The sequence below is a fragment of the Mesorhizobium vachelliae genome, from assembly GCF_033977325.1.
GTDB classification, from domain to species: Bacteria; Pseudomonadota; Alphaproteobacteria; order Rhizobiales; family Rhizobiaceae; genus Mesorhizobium; species Mesorhizobium vachelliae.
Window position 1 is genome coordinate 243,046 of record NZ_JAVIIR010000002.1, and the last position, 17,910, is coordinate 260,955.

Here is a 17,910-nt window from a genome sequence, read left to right on the forward strand (position 1 = left end):
TCTAAGTCAGCGGCGTCCAGCTGCCGTCGGCGTTGCGGCAGGCGGTGCCGCGCGCGGTGACGCCCGTGCCGCTGGTATAGACGGTGTGGGTGTACTGGCGGCAATCCTGCGAGCCGACCCGGTAAGGCTGGGCGGCGACGACCTCGCCATAATGCGAGGAGTTGTCGCTCTTCCACGTCACCTTCTGGCCGCTGGTGTTGTATTCCAGCGCCTTATACTCCGCCTCCAGGCCCTTGCGCTTTTCGGTATCGCTGAGGCCCGAGCCGATCGATCCGCCGATAAGCCCGCCATTCATGGCCGAAACGATGCTTGTCGAGACCTTGCCGCCGGTAGGCGGCGTGGAAACAGGCGTGACGGGAGAAGTCGGACCACCCCTGCCCAGTGTCGTGCAACCGGAAACGGCGAGCAAGGCGGAAACGAGCGCGACGCGAATCTTCATGCCGACAACCGGTTCTCTTCAGCGGGATGGAACTGGATGGGCTGGGGGCGCGCCATCAGGACGTTTTCATCGCCATAGTGTTGATATTTGTCGGAAATTTGGCCGCTGGCAGTCGCGCGCGAATCGATAAAAAACATCACTGAAGGCTCCGCAATCTCACCACCACCCTCAAGCCGCCCATGCCAGACCGTTCCAGCGCCAGCGAGCCTCCATACTCGTTGACGAGATCGGCGACAATGGCAAGGCCAAGCCCCGTTCCCGGCTTCGTCTCGTCCAGTCTCTTGCCACGCTTCAACACCTCTCGCGCGCTGTCCTCGGGAATGCCCGGACCGTCGTCCTCTATAACGATTTCAAACAGGTTGCCGCTTCCCGAAATAGTGGCGATCGTCACGGCAACGGCGCTCTTTGCCCATTTCATCGCATTGTCGAGCAGATTGCCGAGCAATTCCTCGAGATCCTCGCGCTCGCCGGCAAAGACGATCTCGGCCGGCGGCAGGGACAGCGTCAGCATCGTTTGCGGGTTGAGCTTGCGCAACACGCGCACCATGCGCTCGACCAGTGGCGAAACCGGCGTGCGGAAGACGACGCTGTCGCGCTGCGCGGCGACTCGCGCGCGCTGCAGATAGTGGTCGACCTGCTTCTGCATGGAGGTGGCCTGCCCGGCGATCAGCTGACCCTTGGCGCCGCCCAGCGCGCGGCCCTCGTTGATCAGCACGGCTAGAGGCGTCTTCAGCGAGTGGGCAAGGTTGCCGACCTGCGTGCGCGAGCGCTCGACGATGCGGCGGTTGTTCTCGATCAGCGCGTTGGTCTCGTTGGCGAGCGGCTCGATCTCGGCCGGGAAGCTGCCGTCCAGGCGCTGGGCGGTGCCTTCCCGCACCATGGCCAGCGCGTTGCGGACCCGGCGCAAGGGCTGGAGACCCAAGAGGATGGCGATGGCGTTGATGGCGATCATGCCGACGCCGAACAGCGACAGATAGGTGAGCAGGCGGCGCTGGAAGCTGGCAATCTCCTCTTCCAGCTCGCTGTGGTTGCCCATGACGCGGAAACGCGCGGCGCGGTTCTTGGCGTCCAGCACGAACTCGCTCTCGAACACTTCGAGCTGCTCGCCCTTTATGCCTTCCATCGAGTAGCTGCGCTGGAAGTTGGCGTTGAACGGCACTTCCGCAACGCTCGGCGACAGGAGCGAGGTCGTCATCGAGGAGGAATGGATTTCGCCATGCACGCCTTCGGAGGCAGGCTCCACCGACCAGTACCAGCCGGAATTCGGCTGGGAAAAGCGCAGGTCGCCAAGGTCGGGCGAGCCGGTCAGCGCGCCGTTGTCGGAAATGCCGACGGAGCCGATCAGGTTGAACAGATGCGCCGAAAGCAGGCTGTCGAAGCCGCGTTCGCTGGCCTGGCGGTAAAGCGTGGTGATGAGGGTGAAGATGACGACCAGCGTCAGGATCGCCCAGATGGTCGAAAAGGCGATGACGCGAAAGGTCAGCGAGCGCGGCCAGAGCCGCAGCCTTGAAAGCCACGTTCTCATCGTTGGCTTCAGCGGTTCCGCGTCACGCCTCCGGCTCACGCATGCGATAGCCCATGCCACGCACGGTTTCGATCATGTCGATGCCCATCTTCTTGCGAAGCCTGCCGACAAACACCTCGATGGTGTTGGAATCGCGGTCGAAATCCTGGTCGTAGAGATGCTCGACCAGCTCGGTGCGCGACACCACCTCGCCCATATGATGCATCAGATAGGCGAGCAGCCGGAACTCGTGCGAGGTGAGCTTGAGCGGCACGCCGTTCACGTCGGCCTTGGACGCCTTGGTGTCCAGCCGCAGCGGCCCGCAGATGAGCTCGGACGACGCATGGCCCGCGGCGCGGCGGATCAGCGCCCGCACCCGGGCCAGCACCTCCTCGATATGGAAAGGTTTGGTGACATAGTCGTCGGCGCCGGCGTCGATGCCGGCCACCTTGTCGCTCCAGCGGTCGCGCGCGGTGAGGATCAGCACCGGCATCTTGCGGCCGCCGCGGCGCCAGCGCTCGACGACGCTGATGCCGTCCATCTGCGGCAGGCCGATATCGAGGACCACGGCATCGTAAGGCTCGGTGTCGCCGAGGAAATGCCCCTCCTCGCCGTCATAGGCCCGATCGACCACATAGCCGGCATCGACCAGCGCATCGGCCAGTTGCCGGTTGAGATCCTTGTCATCCTCGACGACGAGCACGCGCATGGGTTGAAGCCTGTTGTTGGGTAGACGTATAGGCCGATTCCGCCAGCCAGGGAAACGAGGGGGTCAGCCCATCGGGACGACGATTTCCGAGCGACGCGGGCGCTGTCCGTCCTTACCGGGAACGAGCACGACGATGACGCAGACCTGCTGACCGCCCCGCGTCGCCTGCGAGGCCTTGGCCAGCGTGCCGCCATTCTGCGCGGCGACCTGCTGGCCGATGGCGTAGCAATCGCCGGCGGCAAGCACGACCGGCTGGTCGACCGACGGGTCGACGACCGGCATTGCCGTCGTCTGCGACGCAAAGAGGCCGGTCGCGGCAAGCGCCAGCACTACTTTGCGGAGGTGGGAGCCAAGATTTTTCATGATCACGGTTCTAACGCATATGGGCTGAACGTGAAATGAACGGTGAACGATCGAAAATCCATGCCCGCCATGCCCCCCCATGCGAGACATCCTGCTGCGGCCGAGGCTCCCTCAAGCCCGGGCTTCGAATTCATAGCCGGAAAAACACCTAATCCGCTACGCTTTTTGGCCTGCCGATTCCGTGCCCTGCGCTAGCTAGTGTAGGAACGCCGGACGACCATAGGAGCATGCGATGACGCACGAGGATGTTGCCGATCTCTACCGGGGCTACATCGCCTGCCTGAACGAGCAGGACTGGGACAATCTCGGCCGCTTCGTCGGTGACGAGGTGCAGTATAATGGCGAGACGATCGGGCTTTCGGGCTATCGCCGGATGCTGGAAGGCGATTTCGAGGCCATTCCCGACCTGCGCTTCAACATTGAGCTTCTGATCTCGGAGCCGCCGCGCGTGGCGGCGCGCCTGCATTTCGACTGCCGGCCCAAGGGGGTGCTTTTCGGCCTGCCGGTCCACGGCAAACGGGTCAGCTTCGCCGAGAACGTCTTCTACGAATTCCACGACCGGCGGATTCGCGAGGTCTGGTCGGTCATCGACAAGGCTGCGATCCAGGCGCAGCTCTGACCTGGGGAGGCAATTCTCAGACGGCGTCCTGCGTCAACGCGCGGAAGCGCAGCAATCCATGATGGACCGCAAGGTCCTCGTCGTAACGCGCCTCGGCGAATTCCAGCGACAACCGCGTCTGGCCGCGCGGGCCGATGGACAGCGCCGCGCCATCGAGACGCGCTTTGATGCTGTCCATGATGAGCCGCGTCTCGGCCTCGCCTTGAGCCTTCGACCAAATGTGCAAGGTGACCAGCTGGTCATTGTCGTTGTCGGCGCCGGTCTCGAGGTCGAAGGCGCTGGTGCGGCCGTAGGTGACGTTCGGAAAGGCCGCCTTGTTGTTCGCCTGTTCGAGCAGGCCCGCGCCACCGAGCAGCGCCGATAGCGACGCATCGGTCTTCAGCCTCAGGAACAAGGCCTGCATCAAATCGCCAGGCGCCGTCATCTACCGTCCATCGCCAACATATGTCTCCGCGTTGCAGCGCGACAACGTAGCCGCGCTCGCGATCCGATGCCAGATCGCGAATCGGTTCGACTAAAGCGTGAAGGGCGAAGGTCTCGAATTTATTACGTTTTCGTCAAATCATGAGACCGGCGCAGCGCCGCCCTCCTCGGTGCGCTTTGCGATGAACTCGTCGAGCACGCCCGCGGTGGCGGCAGCGGAGGCGGGTGGCTGGAAATCGGCAAGAATCCGCTTCCAGATGCCGGTCGCGCGCTCCGTGGCGGTCTTGCCGCCGGCTTGCGTCCAGTTGCCGAAATTCGACCAGTCGGCCACCACCGGCTCATAGAAGGCTGTACGGTAGCGCGCCATTGTGTGCGCGGCCGAGAAAAAATGACCGCCGGGCTGCACTTCGGCGATCGCCTCGAAGCCGATGGCGTCGGCGTCGCCCGGCGTCGTGGCGCAAAGCTCGGCGACCGTCTGCAGCGCCTCGATGTCAGTGATCAGCTTTTCCAGGGAAACACTGAGGCCACCTTCCAGCCAGCCGGCGGCGTGGATGCAGACGGTGGCGCCGGCCAGCACCGAGCCCCACAGCGCGAACTGCGTCTCATGCGCCGCCTGCGCATCGGAGACGTTGGCAGCGCTGCCGCCGCCGGAGCGCCAGGGCAGGCCTGTGTAGCGGGCGAGCTGGCCGGCTCCAAGCGTGGCCTTGATGTGCTCCGGCGTGCCGAAGGCCGGCGCGCCCGACTTCATGTCGACATTGGAGGAGAAGGAGCCATAAACCACCGGCGCGCCGGGCCGTGCGAGCTGCGCCAGCGTCAGCCCGGCCAGCGCCTCGGCATGCTGCAAGGTCAACGCGCCGGCGACCGTGATCGGCGCCATCGCGCCGGCCAGGCAGAAGGGCGTGATGACCAGGACCTGGCCGGCCTTGGCGAAGTCGATGATGCCTTGCGCCATCGGGATATCCAGCTGACGCGGCGAGTTGGTGTTGATGACGGTGTAGCAATGGGCGCCGGCGCGGAACTCGTCCTGCGAAAGGCCTCGCGCCAGGCGGATCATCTCGAAACCGTCCTCGACCTGCGGCGTGCCGCGCGCGAAGATAAAGGGAAACTTGTCCGAGAGCGTCAGTTGCGCCCGGTTGGAGGCATAGTGGCGGAAGCGGTTGTCGATGTCCTGCGGCTCGACGCAGGGGCCGAGCATGTGCAGCACGTCGAAATGCTGGATCAGCTTGATGAATTCCTCGAAAGCCTGGAGCGTGCCCGGCCGGCGGCCGCGCTCGAGATCGGTGACATTGGGAGCGCCGGAGCCGGCCAGGAAGGTCATCGAACCGAGCTCGAGCGTCAGGTCGCGCGAGCGGTCGCCGCCGAGTGCGGGAATGGAGCGCGGCGCCGCAGCGAGCGCGGCCTCGACCATGTCGCGGCCGATCCTGACCATCTGGCTGTCTTCGTCGACCAATGCGCCGGCCTTGCCGTAGATGGCGCGGGCCTCGGGCAGCAGCACCTTGATGCCGAGCTCTTCCAGCACGCGCAGCCCCGTAGCGTGGATGGCCGCGACCTGGTCGTCGGAAAAGATCGGCTGCGGCAGGAAGGGGTTCTTCAGCGACCGGTAGTTCGGATGCCGGCTCGACTCGCTGCCCGCCTCGCCGGTGCGTCCGCGCCGGCGCTCGCGCCTGAGATCACGTGCGGCCTCATCGATCATGGCGGTTCCTCCTCATTGCCGCATCGCCTTGCCTTCGGCGTCGTAGGGCGAGGCCGCGATGACGCGCGCCGGCCGTTCGACCCCGACAATGTGTACGGAAAGTTCGGTGCCCTCCCCGGCGAAATCGTCATCGAGCAACGCCAGGGCGACGCTCTTGCCGAGGGTGTAGCCGTAGCCGCCGGAGGTGACGAAGCCGACACGCCGGCCCTTGTGCCAGACCGGCTCGAAGCCGCTGGCATCGGCGTCGACAGCGTCGATCTCCAGCGTCACGATCCGCCGCGAGACGCCGGCCTCGCGCTCCTTGAGCGCGGCCTGGCGGCCGATGAAATCGCCCTTGTCGAAAGCGATGAAGCGGTCGAGCCCGGTCTGGCCTGGCGTGTAGCCTTGCGTGAATTCGCGCGACCAGATGCCGAAACTCTTTTCCAGCCTCAGCGAATTCAACGCGTAGTAGCCGATCTCGGCAAGGCCGAGGTCTTCGCCGGCGGCAAGCAGCGTCTCGCGCAGGGTCGAATGCAGCGTGGCCGGGCAGTTGATCTCGAAGCCGAGCTCGCCGGCGATGGACAGCCGTGCCACCCGGGCACGCACCATGCCGATGTCGAATTCGCCGCAAGCCATGAACGGCAAGGCTGCCGCCGAGACGTCCTGATGCGTGGTGCGTTCGACGATCCGGCGCGCGTTCGGACCGGTGACGAGGAAACCGGACATGGCGTCCGAGATATCGGTGACGGAGACGCCTTCGGCGATGTGCGCCTCGAACCACCGCATGTGGAATTCGCGCAGATAGTAGGAGCCCATGATCCAGTATTCGCCGCCGCCCCAGTTGAGCACGGTGAGGTCGCCCTTGAGTCTGCCGTCGGGGCCAAGCATGGGCGCCAGCTTCGCGCGGCCGGGCTTCGGCAGCCGGCAGGCAAGCAGCCGGTCGAGCCAGGCCGCGGCGCCGGGACCGGACACGGCGTAGCGCGAGAAGGCGGTGGTATCGACAAGGCCGGCGGCGCGGCGCACCTGCAACACCTCGTCGCCTACGATGTCGAAGGCGTTGGAGCGCTTCAGCGTCGTCTCCTCGCGGAATCCCATCGGCGCGAAATAGGCCGGGATCTCCAGCCCCCAGGACGCCGTCCATTCGGCGCCGGCGGCGCTCATGCCCTCATACGCGCCTGGACGCTTCAGCGGCCGGCCGGCCGGCAGACGCTCGTTGGGGAAGGTCATGACGAAACGGCGGGCATAGAACTGACCCGTGGTTTGCCGCAGATACTCCCGGTTGGCGGCGAAGGCGCCGTAGCGGGCGATGTCCATGCCGAAAATGTCGGCTTCCGGCTCGCCGTAAATCATCCATTCGGCCAGCGACTTGCCGACGCCGCCACCCTGGCTGAAGCCGGCCATGACGCCGCAGGCGACCCAGTAGTTGCTGAGCCCCCTCACCGGACCGACCAACGGATTGCCGTCCGGCGTGAAGGTGAAGGCGCCGTTGACCCATTTGCGGATGCCGGCCTTGGCCAGGCAGGGGAAGCGCTCATAGGCCTTGGCAAGCTCGGGACTGATGCGGTCGATATCCTCCGGAATCAGCTCGATGCCGTAATCCCAGGGCGCGCCGTCCATGTTCCAGTGTTTCGGGTTCTGCTCGTAAACGCCGAGCAGCACGCCCTTCCGCTCCTGGCGAAGATAGGAGAAGCCGTCGAGATCGACGGCGAGGCCGAGCTCCTTGTCGAGCGCCGCTACCTCGGGAATGTCCTCGGTGACGAAATAATGGTGCTCCATCGGCGTCACCGGCAGGTCGACGCCAGCCATCAGCCCGACCTGCTTGGCCCACAGGCCGCCGGCATTGACGACGTGCTCGGCAACGATCGTGCCTTTCTCGGTGACGACGTCCCAGCCGCCATCGGCGCGTTGCTTCAACTCGACGACGCGGTTGCGCAGGATAACGTCCGCGCCGCGCTTCTTCGCGGCGCCGGCATAGGCGTGTGTGGTGCCATAGGGATCGAGATGGCCTTCGTTGGAATCATAGAGGCCGCCCAGCACGTCGCTGACATCGACGATCGGGCAGATCTCCTTGATTTCCTCCGGCGTCACCAGCCGCGCCGTCTCGATGCCGACCGATTGAAACACCGCCCAGGCCGATTTCAGCCACTCCCAGCGCTGCGGGTCGCTCGCCATGTTGACGCCGCCGGTCATGTGCAGGCCGGCATTCTGGCCGGACTCCGCCTCGATCTCGCGATAGAGCTTGATCGTGTAGTCCTGCAGCGCCGCGACATTGGGATCGGCGTTGAGCGCGTGGAACCCGGCCGCCGCATGCCAGGTCGAGCCCGCCGTCAGCTCAGCGCGCTCGATCAGCGCCACATCGCTCCATCCGAAACGCGTCAGATGGTAGAGCACAGAAGCGCCGACCACGCCTCCCCCGATGACAACTGCCCGGTAATGCGACTTCACGAGCCTCTCCCTCTCGTTGGAGGCTCCAAGATACATGTCCTGTACATATGTGTCTAGACACTTCTGTCCAGAGCTTGCGCGCCGCCGTGTGCCGTGCCACTTGTTCGGTCATGATCATGATCGCTCCCCAGGACGAGCCGGCGCCCGGCAACATCAAGGTTACCCGCGCGGACTGGATCAACCTCGCGCTGCAGACGCTGATTTCCGACGGCATCGAGAGCGTGCGCGTGCTGACGCTGGGACAGAAGCTCGGTGTCTCGCGCTCGAGCTTCTACTGGTATTTCGAAAGCCGGCAGGACCTGCTCGACCAGTTGCTCAAGCATTGGCACGAGACCAACACCACGGCGATCGTCGAGCGTGCCCGCCGGCCGGCAGAAACCATCATCATGGGTGTGATGAACGTCTTCGAATGCTGGGCCGACGAGCGCCTGTTCGACCCGCGTCTCGACTTCGCCGTCCGCGAATGGGCAAGGCGCTCGGAGGACGTACGGCGCATGATCGACAAAGCCGACGAGGAGCGCCTGCTTGCCATACGCGACATGTACCGGCGGCACGGCTATGAGAGCGAGGACGCCTTCATCCGCGCCCGCGTCCTCTATTACATGCAGATCGGCTATTATGTGCTCGACCTCAAGGAACCGGTAGAGGCGCGCGTCAGCCATCTTGCCGCCTATCTGCGCTCCTTCACCGGCCAGGAGCCGACCGAGGCGGATGTGACGCATTTCATGCGCTTCATCGCGGCGCGGTGATACCGATCGGCCGTTAACGGCCAGCGGCCTCCAATCAACAATGCTTGTGCTGTGGCTTCGCTGCCCTTGTGAGCGGGTTGAAAATGGACGATTAGTCGTTCTCAAGGCGGCACTGAAATATCCGTTCGGATATCGAGGGTCGTCCAGGGTGGAAATCCGGAATGGAAAGTCCTTCGAAACCACGCAAGAGAAGAGGCCGGATCGCCTCGGCGGCTCTTGCCGTCGACGCTTGGCTCGATTCCTCGCTCTACGAGATCGGCTTCAAAGCGCGCGAATTCTGGGAAGCGGCGACCATCTTTTTTCGCCGTTTCCGTGTGCATGGCTGGCGCCGCGCCATCATCGAGGTGCTGAGCGAAGGTTTCACCATGGGCGCCGGCGGCTTCGTGGTGCTGTTGGCACTCGCCATGCCGGCCTTCGACATCACCGCCGGCGACTGGCGCAACCAGGGCGACTTCGCCGTCACCTTCCTGGACCGCTACGGCAACGAGATCGGCCAGCGCGGCATCATCCAGCGCGACTCCGTGCCGGTCGACGAGATGCCGGACATCGTCATCAAGGCGGTGCTGGCGACCGAGGACCGGCGTTTCTTCGACCACTACGGCATCGATGTGCTTGGCCTGTCGCGCGCGCTCTTCGAGAATATGCGCGCCAATTCGGTGGTCCAGGGCGGCTCCAGCATCACCCAACAGCTCGCCAAGAACCTCTTCCTGTCCAACGAGCGCACCTTGGAGCGCAAGATCAAGGAAGCCTTCCTGTCGCTATGGCTGGAAGCGAACCTGTCCAAGAAGGAGATCCTGCAGCTCTATCTCGACCGCGCCTATATGGGCGGCGGCACCTTCGGCATCGAGGCAGCGGCGGATTTCTATTTCGGCAAGAGCGTCAAGGACCTGAGTCTCGCCGAGGCGGCGATGCTGGCCGGCCTTTTCAAGGCGCCGACCAAATACGCCCCGCACATCAACCTGCCGGCGGCCCGTGCCCGCGCCAATGTGGTGCTGTCCAACCTGGTCGACGCCGGTTTCATGACCGAGGGCCAGGTGCTGCAGGCGCGGCTGCATCCGGCCGACGTCGTCGACCGCGGCGAGCAGAAGAGCCCGGATTATTTCCTCGACTGGGCCTTCGACGAGGTGAAGAAGATCGCCAAGCCCGGCCAGCATTCGCTGGTCGCCCATACCACTTTCGACGCCAACATCCAGAAGGCCGCGGAAGAGTCGGTCGAATTCCATCTCCGGCAGTTCGGCAAGGAATACAACGTCACCGAAGGCGCGGTGGTGGTGATCGAGACCAATGGCGCGGTTCGCGCCATCGTCGGCGGCCGCGACTACGGCACCAGCCAGTTCAACCGCGCCACCAAGGCGCTGCGCCAGACCGGTTCCTCCTTCAAGCCCTATGTCTATGCCACCGCCATGGAGCATGGCTTCACGCCGGATTCGGTCGTTTCGGGCGGCCCTATCACCTGGGGCGGCTGGTCGCCGCATAATTACAATGGCGGCTCGGCCGGCAATGTCACGTTGCTCACGGCGATCGCCAAGTCGATCAACACGGTGCCGGTGCGGCTCGCCAAGGATCACCTGGGCATCCCCCCGATCAAGGCGATGGCGGAATCGATGGGTGTCGAATCGCCGCTGGAATCGCACAAGACCATGGTGCTCGGCACATCCGGCATGACCGTGATGGATCAGGCGACCGGCTACAGCGTTTTTGCCCAGAACGGTTTCGTCGGCTCCCGCCATGGCATCACCCAGCTCGTCACCCGCACCGGCGAGGTGGTCTATGACTGGGCCAAGGATGCGCCGCCACCGCACCGCGTGCTGTCGGAAAAGGCGCTGAAATACATGAACACGATGCTGGCGGCGGTGCCGGCGATCGGCACGGCGCGGCGCGCCCAGCTTCCCAACATCGTCGTCGCTGGCAAGACGGGCACCACGCAATCCTATCGCGACGCCTGGTTCGTCGGCTTCACCGGCAATTACACGGCCGCGGTCTGGCTCGGCAATGACGACTTCACGCCGACCAACAAGATGACCGGCGGCACGCTGCCGGCGATGGTCTGGCAGCGGCTGATGGTCTATGCGCACCAGAATATCGACCTGAAGCCGATCCCCGGTCTCGATCATCCCTGGGTCGATCCGGAGGTCGCGGCCAAGGCAGAGGAAGCGGCGAAGAAGGAAGCCGACGCGGCGGCGGCGCAGGCTGAGGCCGAACGTCCGCCGGTGCTGTCCAGCCGCACCAGCCAGACGCTGCGGGACATGACCAAGGCATTCCAGGCCGCGCCCGTGCTGGGCGCCCCCGCTTTTCCGGAGACGCTTTCGGCGCTTTAGAGTGGCGCGTGCGTGAAGCCGGCTTGCCACAGCACCCCGCGCCGCGATATCCCGGGCAATCTCCTCTGTTTGCGGCTCTCATGCTCAAGAACGCCATCCTGACGCTGCTTTCGCTTGCCATCGCCATCGGGCTCGGCGGCTACAGCGTCTGGTATGCGCTCAATGCGCAGGACGGCGTCGGCGCGATCCGCATCGGCCAATGGACCGCTTTCCCCGAAGCCGGGACTTTAGCCGCCGATCCCTATTCCAAGGCGCGGGTGGCACGCGAGGGCGTGCTGGCGCTCGGCCAGGCCGAGGGGCTTGCCTTCGTCGCCGAGCGCGACGATGCGGGCGAACCGCTGAAACGCGAATGCACCTACACGATCGAAGGCGGTTATCCCACCGCGCGCTTCTGGACGCTCTACGCCGCCGACCAGTCGCTTGGCGTGATCGTCACAGGCAAGCCGAGGCAGTCGGCTCTGCAATCCTACGAAGTGCTGCGCCGGCCCGACAATTCCGTCGTCATCTCCGTCGGCAAGCGCCCGGCCCCCGGCAACTGGCTGCTGACCGGCGGCTCCGGCAAGATGTATTTCGTGCTGACCTTCTACGACACGCCCATCGCCTCGAGCACCGGCCTCTCCGACGTGACGCTGCCGCGCATCCTGAAGGCGGGCTGCAATGCGTAGGCTGCTGCATGCCCTGATCCTCGGCCTGCTGGGCGCCGGCATCGTGCATATCGTCGTGCTGTTCCTGGTGCCGGAATTTTCCGAACGCGATGCCTGGTCGCGGCTGGCGATGGCATCCGACCTCTACAAGATGACGCGGCTCGACGCCGAGGCCGGCGGCGCGCCGGTGGTGAAATCGGTCGACCCGCTGTTTTATGCGGCGGCCTGCCGCTTCGATCTTGCCGACGGGCTGGTCAGGATCAGGGCGCCGGGCGACGTGCCGTTCTGGTCGGCTTCGGTCTATGACCGCAGCGGCCACAACATCTATTCCTTCAACGACCACAACGCCAATGGCGAGAAGCTCGACGCGGTGGTGCTGACACCGGCGCAGATGATCGACGTGCGGCGCGACCTTCCGGAGGATCTGCAGGGCGCGATCTTCGTCGAAGCGCCGATCGAGGAAGGCATTTTCGTCGTCCGCGCCTTCGTGCCGGACGAAAGCTGGAAGCCGATCGTGTCACGCTTCCTCGAGCAGAGCGCCTGCGAATTGCAGGATTACTGAGAAAACGACCCGATCAGTGATGCGGCTTTACAGGCGGTGAGGAGCCTGGCCTGTCGGTGCCGCTGTCGCCGCGCCGTGCCTCATCGGCCTGCGGACGCAACTCATAGCGGACGCCGGGGAAAATGATCACCGCCGCCGCCGTACTGGTGTCGTGACTTGCTCGATTTACAGGTGCCGCACGCGGCACAAAAGACAGGATCATGCCCATGGTTCGCGTATTCCTCTCGGTTTGACCGGAGCACAACGCAACGCCTCCAAAGTTGATTAAGGGGCGTAGAGGGTTAACGGAGCGCTAACGGATCGCGGCTAATTTGACGTTTGTTTTCCTGAAGACGCGAAACCGGCCAGGCCGGATTGCGCGGGTTCGGGCGTGTATCGAGTGTCGGGCGTATCCTCCGTGTCATCTTCGGATTTCAGGCAAATCGCTATCCGGACCGAAGCGGGAAAGGCCGAAAGGCTGTTCCGCGCCAGCGTGTCCGCCTTCTGCTCGCTGACGCGTCCCTCGCGCCGCGAGATCGCCCAGCTCGAGGATCTGACGCTGCCGCTGTTCGATGAGGTGTCGGTCGAGTCGCGCCGCTATGTCGCTGCCGCCCTATCCGAATGCGATTATGCGCCGACCGCCCTGGTGCGGCGGCTGGCCGAAGAGCCGGTCGAGATCGCAGCGCCCCTCCTCACCCGCTCCAACGCGCTGAGCGACATAGACCTCATCGCGCTGATCGGCCGGCACGGGCTGCCGCATGCGCGCGCCATCGCGCGCCGCAAGGAGCTCAACCCGACGATCGCCGACCTGATCCGCGCGCTGGAAAGACCGACGCTGGTCAAGACGCGGCCGCCGGAAACGGTCACGAAGCTCACACCGAAACCGGAGCCCGTGGCCAAGACGGACACCGACCGTCCCGCGCCCGGCGAAGGAGCGGAGAACGCGCGGCGCCGCCTGCGGTCGATGATGCGTCCCACCGACGACGCGGCCGACGTCAACACATTCCTCGGCCAGCCGGCCTATGTGAAACTGCGCGAGACGGCGCTGACCGGCAACGCGGCCTTCTTCCAGACCGCGCTTGCCGACGCGCTGGATATCGACTTCGCGACTGCCCGCTCGGTAACCGGGCAGTCGAGCTATGGCGCATTGCTTGCTGCGCTGCGCGCCCTCGACCTCAGCGAAGACAGGGCCTTCCTGATCGCGGTCGCGGTCTATCCGAGCGAGCTCCCGCACCCGCAGGCGATCCGGCTCTTCCTCGACCGCTACCGGCTGCTGCACCGCGAAGCGGCGCTCGACAAGGTGCGCGCCTGGAAGGCCGAGACCCTTTCGCGGGCGATCCGCGACAATGCTCCCGACGCACCCGGCGCCGAACGCCGCGACGTGTCGAACAGCGACGAGGCGAGCGCCGGCCTCAAGGCTTCCTGATCCGGTCTACTCCGCCTTCACGGAAAGCAGCTCTTCGAGGGGAACGGTCCCGCCCTCGATCTCGACCACCCATATGTCGGGATCGAACTTCTTCTCCCGCTCCAGCCGCGCATCGAAGGCCGAACTGTCGTCGCTTGAATCAAGCATGGTGAAGAAACGCTCGTCGGGCTTGGCCGAATCGTAGCTGGTCTGCGGCGCCGGTCCATAGAGGGCCACCTCCCCCAGACGCCCGCGCGACAACACGAAAACCGCGCCCGCTTCGGTGGCGCCGCGCGTGACCACGGCGGCGAAGCCGCCGGCGCTGAAGACGCGGCGCATAAGGGCCGAGACCCAGAGGTCGGTGGTTACGCGCATGGCGAGGTTCCGGATGGCATGCGCGGTTTCTTACAGCAAGGATGAAGGACCTGAAACGACCACGCCGCCGCTCAGTTCGTCAGGCCGATCTCGCGCATCTTGACGTAGACTGCTTCGTCCGGCTCGCCGGTCTCGGGCAGGCCGAACAAGGCTTGGAATTCCTTGATCGCGGCCTTGGTGCGGGCGCCGACCTTGCCGTCAAGCTGCATGTCGTTGTTACCGAAAGCCTTCAAGCCGGCCTGGATCTTGACGATGCGGGCATCGGGCGATTGCGTGGCGCCGTCGGCCGGGGCCGAGACGGGAATCACCGGCGGTTTGGCGTTGGCGGTGCCATCGGCCGGCCGCGGCGCCGGGTGTGGAATGGCCGCCGTCGTCTGGCGGGCGCCAAGCTGGTCGAGCAGCGCCCCATCGATCTCGCCCGAGCCGGGCAGCCCGACTTTCAGCTGGTAGGCCTGGATCGCCTTGCGCGTGGCCGGCCCGGTGAGACCGTCGATCGTGCCGTCATAGAAGTTGAGGTCCTTCAGAATGCCCTGCACCTGCTGGACGACCGGGTCCGGCTTTGCCGCGGGCTGCGCCGGTGGCTGGCGCACGATGTTGATGGTGGTCTCCGGTTCGTGGGAGACGGTATGCGGGAAATTCTCGATGCTGCGTGTGGCGAAGAAGGCGCCCGTATGCGGAAAAGGCTGATACCAGAGCGCATTGGCCGAGACATAGAACAGCGTCACCAGGAAGGCGGTCGAACCGCCGACCAGGACCGGATTGCTTGCGATCAGCTGACCAACGGCGACCGCGCCTTCGGCGAGCACGCCGCGTTCGGGTTCGACGACCTTAGGCCGTTTTGCGGAGCGAGCCATTTCTCTCCCCATCTCTATCCCCCTTCGGCTTCGCCGCCGGCATGGCCAGCACGCCGGAAGGCGCATCGGAATGCCGCTTCGGCCCGTTCACCGGCAGGCCGATCGTCACCGTCGTGCCCTCACCCGGCGCGCTCTCGATCGACATCGTGCCGTCGTGCAGCGCCACCAGGCCCTTGACCAGCGACAGGCCGAGCCCGGTTCCCTCGAAACGGCGCGTGTAGTCGTTCTGGATCTGCATGAACGGCTTGCCGAGATTGGCCATATCCTCCTCGGCGATGCCGATGCCGGTGTCGCTCACCCAGAAATGCAGGCGCGAGCCGACGCGCTTGGCGCCAATCACCACGCTGCCGCCATCGGGCGTGAATTTCACGGCGTTCGAAGCGAGATTGATCAGGATCTGCTGCACCGCGCGGCGGTCTGCATTGATCTCGCCCGCATCCGGCGCAATCTGTGTTGCAAGAATGATGCCCTTGGCGTCGGCCAGCGGCCGCATCATCGAGCGGCACATGTCGACGGCTTCGACGAAGCGGAACGGCTCCAGCTCGGTCGCATAAGAGCCCGCCTCGATGCGCGACACGTCGAGGATCGAGGTGACGACCGATAGAAGATGCTGGCCGGACTCCCTGACCAGGCCGACATATTCCTTCTGGCGCGGATCCTTGAAGGCGCCGAACATCTCATGCAGCAGCATGTCGGAAAAGCCGATGATGGCGTTGAGCGGCGTGCGCAACTCGTGGCTGACCACCGCCAGGAAGCGGCCCTTGGCCACTTCGGCGGTCGCGGCGGCTTCCCGTGCTTCCGCAAGCTCCTCGCGCAATGCCGCGACATCGTCGTTTTCACGCAGGACCAGGGTGAAGACGTCGCGGTCGGCCTCGCCGCGCAGCAGCTCGAGGCTGAACGGGCGGAAATTGTCGGCCGCGCCGGAGCCCTCGCGCGGCAGGCGGATGCGCAGATCAAGCCGGCGCTTCGGCGCGCCGTCCCGCATGTCGGCCAAAGCGGAAAGATAGGCGACCCGGTCGGAAAGATGGATGCGATCGAACAGGCCGGTGCCGAGCAGGAGCTCCGGCGCCAATTTCAGGATCGAACGCGCCTTGGCGGACGCGTCGAGCACATCGCCCTGGCGCCCGAGGCGCAGCACGACAGCATCGATGACGTCCTCGAGACGATCGCCGGCAGGCTCCGTCAGCCGCGAGCCTGCCGTGTTGGCGAAGGCGGTGGCCCGCGGCAACAGCGTCAGCGCCCAGGCGAGCGGCAGCAGCCAATGCCAGGCAGCGATTTCGCCGAGCGGGAGGAACTGTCCGACAAAGGGTTGCAGCACGATGGCGGCAAGAGCCGCCAGCGCGCTCGACAGAGCGGCGCGCCGCGATCCCGAGACCCACCAGGTCTCAACCGGCAAGGCGACGGCAAGCAGCGCGACCGGCGAAGCCGGTCCGCCCGCCGCGGCGATAGCGCCTGCAAGGGCAAACCCGCCCAGCACGACAGCCATGCGGCCGGCGAGCGCCATATGGCCGGTGGCCGCCACCAGAAGCGCTGCGAACCAGCACAAGCCGAAAGCGGCAAAGATCGCGGCCATCGTGACGGCCGCGCCGAGGCTGGACGTGACAAGCGTGACCGCGGCACCCGCAGCCAGGAACGGAGCGGCGAGCATGATGCCGATGAAGCGGCGCTGGCGCAAACGTTCGGCCTCACCCGTCACTGTCGGGTGAACCATGCGTTCGCAACCGGCAGAGACTGCGCCGGGCAATTGAACGTATCTGGCTGAAATAGAACTCAACGCACGCGTACCCGGTCGTAAAAAAACCCTGCCTGGCAGGTGACTCATCAATTGGCTTGAAACTCGCATCCAGCGTTTAAGGAATGGATAAGGCTGGTGGGGGCTGCCGACCCGCCCAGGGGCAAATATTGTAATGCCGACCCCGCAAAGCACGCCGAGTTGCCGCCATGGTAAACGGCGGGTTAGCCGCGAGGCCTGTGCCAAAACGGGCCTCAACTTGACCCGGCTAACCGCTACAAGGGATAAAACTATTTAATTACAATAGGATATATGGTTATTATAAAGTTAACGCAGTTTACGAGATTCAAGACAAGTCCGTTTCAAAACCAATTCCTTTCGAATTTGCCTAAAATTTGAGGAAAATTGGCGGCTTCGGCGCAAGCCGTCCTTTGCGTGGTTGTGCCATTATCGCGCCCATAAAAGAGGTCATGCCAAGGGATGCATGATCCGTCACGGATGGATGCATCATCCATCCCGGATGAGAGGCAAGTAAGATGGGCTTTCTGATCAGGATAGCTTTCTGGTTTTCGCTGGTTCTGCTGGCGCTGCCGCTCGGCGTCGGCCCGGGCGAGGATGGCCAGCAGAGCGTCGGGCCGATCCAGGCGCTGTTTGCGGCGCGCGAGGCGGTCGGCGACATTGCAGGGCTCTGCGAGCGCAAGCCCGATGTCTGCGAAACCGGCAAATCGGCCATGTACACCATCACCGTTCGCGCCAAGGAAACGGCCAAGATCGCCGCGGCCATGATCGACGACAAGCAGCCGGCGCAGTCAGGCGCGGTCGAGACGAAGGACGCGGACACCGCCAAGATGACCACCGGCAGCGTCACCGCCGAGGACATCGTGCTGCCCGCCAAGGTCAACATTCCGGTGCTGTTGACGGCCAAGAACTAAGCCAATCCTCAGCCGTTCGCTCAATCTCTTTTGGCGCAATTCCGGACGGAGGCCACGGCGAAGTCGCCGAACCTAACCGCTACGCACTTTTCCTGGAATTGCTCTCTTAATTTTTGGCGCAATTCCGGACGGAAAACCGCTACGCACTTTTCCTGGAATTGCTCTACGCCGCGGGCCCGTCCGACC

General features: G+C 64.8%; 19 protein-coding genes. 7 read left to right on the forward strand and 12 right to left on the reverse strand.

The window, feature by feature from the left end:
- Nucleotide 1: 1 nt before the first annotated feature.
- The 5 genes from RFM41_RS04805 to RFM41_RS04825 all read right to left on the reverse strand — a co-directional run bounded on the left by RFM41_RS04805 (nt 2) and on the right by RFM41_RS04825 (nt 3,015).
- Nucleotides 2–439 (reverse strand): RT0821/Lpp0805 family surface protein, encoded by a 438-nt coding sequence (locus RFM41_RS04805; RefSeq protein ID WP_320246581.1) that lies wholly within the window; start codon nt 437–439, stop codon nt 2–4.
- Nucleotides 436–576, reverse strand: a complete 141-nt coding sequence (locus RFM41_RS04810) for a hypothetical protein (protein ID WP_320246580.1) — start codon at nt 574–576, stop codon at nt 436–438. Before RFM41_RS04810 ends, RFM41_RS04805 begins: the two co-directional genes overlap by 4 nt.
- Nucleotides 576–1,964 (reverse strand): ATP-binding protein, encoded by a 1,389-nt coding sequence (locus RFM41_RS04815; protein WP_320246579.1) that lies wholly within the window; start codon nt 1,962–1,964, stop codon nt 576–578. The genes RFM41_RS04810 and RFM41_RS04815 overlap by 1 nt, the downstream gene beginning before the upstream one ends.
- A 22-nt stretch (nt 1,965–1,986) precedes the next feature.
- A complete protein-coding gene (locus RFM41_RS04820; protein WP_320246578.1) occupies nt 1,987–2,652 on the reverse strand; it encodes a response regulator transcription factor in 666 nt (221 codons plus the stop codon).
- A 63-nt stretch (nt 2,653–2,715) separates the two neighbouring features.
- Nucleotides 2,716–3,015 carry a hypothetical protein gene (locus RFM41_RS04825; RefSeq protein ID WP_320246577.1) on the reverse strand — a complete coding sequence of 100 codons (300 nt, stop codon included), beginning with the start codon at nt 3,013–3,015 and terminating at the stop codon, nt 2,716–2,718.
- Nucleotides 3,016–3,247: 232 nt separating this feature from the next.
- Here RFM41_RS04825 and RFM41_RS04830 point away from each other — a divergent pair, with 232 nt between their 5' ends.
- A complete protein-coding gene (locus tag RFM41_RS04830; protein ID WP_320246576.1) occupies nt 3,248–3,634 on the forward strand; it encodes an ester cyclase in 387 nt (128 codons plus the stop codon).
- A gap of 16 nt (nt 3,635–3,650) precedes the next feature.
- Here RFM41_RS04830 and RFM41_RS04835 read toward each other — a convergent pair whose 3' ends face one another.
- The 3 genes from RFM41_RS04835 to RFM41_RS04845 form a co-directional block, all read right to left on the reverse strand.
- Nucleotides 3,651–4,058: a DUF3168 domain-containing protein gene (locus RFM41_RS04835; protein ID WP_320246575.1), complete on the reverse strand. Its 408-nt coding sequence runs from the start codon at nt 4,056–4,058 to the stop codon at nt 3,651–3,653.
- Nucleotides 4,059–4,196: 138 nt separating this feature from the next.
- Nucleotides 4,197–5,750: a trimethylamine methyltransferase family protein gene (locus RFM41_RS04840; RefSeq protein WP_320246574.1), complete on the reverse strand. Its 1,554-nt coding sequence runs from the start codon at nt 5,748–5,750 to the stop codon at nt 4,197–4,199.
- Nucleotides 5,751–5,762: 12 nt separating this feature from the next.
- A complete protein-coding gene (locus tag RFM41_RS04845; protein WP_320246573.1) occupies nt 5,763–8,174 on the reverse strand; it encodes a GcvT family protein in 2,412 nt (803 codons plus the stop codon).
- A 110-nt stretch (nt 8,175–8,284) separates the two neighbouring features.
- Between RFM41_RS04845 and RFM41_RS04850 the strand changes: the two genes are divergently transcribed.
- From RFM41_RS04850 to RFM41_RS04865, 4 genes are all read left to right on the forward strand, one after another.
- Nucleotides 8,285–8,923 carry a TetR/AcrR family transcriptional regulator gene (locus RFM41_RS04850; RefSeq protein ID WP_320246572.1) on the forward strand — a complete coding sequence of 213 codons (639 nt, stop codon included), beginning with the start codon at nt 8,285–8,287 and terminating at the stop codon, nt 8,921–8,923.
- A 161-nt stretch (nt 8,924–9,084) separates the two neighbouring features.
- Nucleotides 9,085–11,241 (forward strand): transglycosylase domain-containing protein, encoded by a 2,157-nt coding sequence (locus RFM41_RS04855; protein WP_320246571.1) that lies wholly within the window; start codon nt 9,085–9,087, stop codon nt 11,239–11,241.
- Between the two features lie 80 nt (nt 11,242–11,321).
- Nucleotides 11,322–11,906: a DUF1214 domain-containing protein gene (locus RFM41_RS04860; protein WP_320246570.1), complete on the forward strand. Its 585-nt coding sequence runs from the start codon at nt 11,322–11,324 to the stop codon at nt 11,904–11,906.
- The gene (locus tag RFM41_RS04865) at nt 11,899–12,447 is read left to right on the forward strand and encodes a DUF1254 domain-containing protein (RefSeq protein ID WP_320246569.1); all 549 of its coding nucleotides are present in this window, start codon (nt 11,899–11,901) and stop codon (nt 12,445–12,447) included. The genes RFM41_RS04860 and RFM41_RS04865 overlap by 8 nt, the downstream gene beginning before the upstream one ends.
- Before the next feature lie 13 nt (nt 12,448–12,460).
- Here RFM41_RS04865 and RFM41_RS04870 read toward each other — a convergent pair whose 3' ends face one another.
- Complete coding sequence (locus RFM41_RS04870; RefSeq protein ID WP_320246568.1) at nt 12,461–12,655, reverse strand: hypothetical protein; 195 nt, start codon at nt 12,653–12,655, stop codon at nt 12,461–12,463.
- 189 nt (nt 12,656–12,844) lie between these two features.
- On the opposite strand from RFM41_RS04870, the gene RFM41_RS04875 reads away from it, so the two are divergent.
- Nucleotides 12,845–13,852 (forward strand): DUF2336 domain-containing protein, encoded by a 1,008-nt coding sequence (locus RFM41_RS04875; RefSeq protein ID WP_320246567.1) that lies wholly within the window; start codon nt 12,845–12,847, stop codon nt 13,850–13,852.
- Between the two features lie 6 nt (nt 13,853–13,858).
- Here RFM41_RS04875 and RFM41_RS04880 read toward each other — a convergent pair whose 3' ends face one another.
- From RFM41_RS04880 to RFM41_RS04890, 3 genes are all read right to left on the reverse strand, one after another.
- The gene (locus RFM41_RS04880) at nt 13,859–14,206 is read right to left on the reverse strand and encodes a DUF1491 family protein (RefSeq protein ID WP_320246566.1); all 348 of its coding nucleotides are present in this window, start codon (nt 14,204–14,206) and stop codon (nt 13,859–13,861) included.
- Between the two features lie 71 nt (nt 14,207–14,277).
- A complete protein-coding gene (locus RFM41_RS04885) occupies nt 14,278–15,060 on the reverse strand; it encodes a peptidoglycan-binding domain-containing protein (protein WP_320246565.1) in 783 nt (260 codons plus the stop codon).
- Nucleotides 15,035–16,771 carry a sensor histidine kinase gene (locus RFM41_RS04890; RefSeq protein ID WP_320246564.1) on the reverse strand — a complete coding sequence of 579 codons (1,737 nt, stop codon included), beginning with the start codon at nt 16,769–16,771 and terminating at the stop codon, nt 15,035–15,037. The genes RFM41_RS04885 and RFM41_RS04890 overlap by 26 nt, the downstream gene beginning before the upstream one ends.
- Before the next feature lie 557 nt (nt 16,772–17,328).
- Here RFM41_RS04890 and RFM41_RS04895 point away from each other — a divergent pair.
- The gene (locus RFM41_RS04895) at nt 17,329–17,724 is read left to right on the forward strand and encodes a DUF5330 domain-containing protein (RefSeq protein WP_320246563.1); all 396 of its coding nucleotides are present in this window, start codon (nt 17,329–17,331) and stop codon (nt 17,722–17,724) included.
- Nucleotides 17,725–17,910 lie beyond the last annotated feature (186 nt).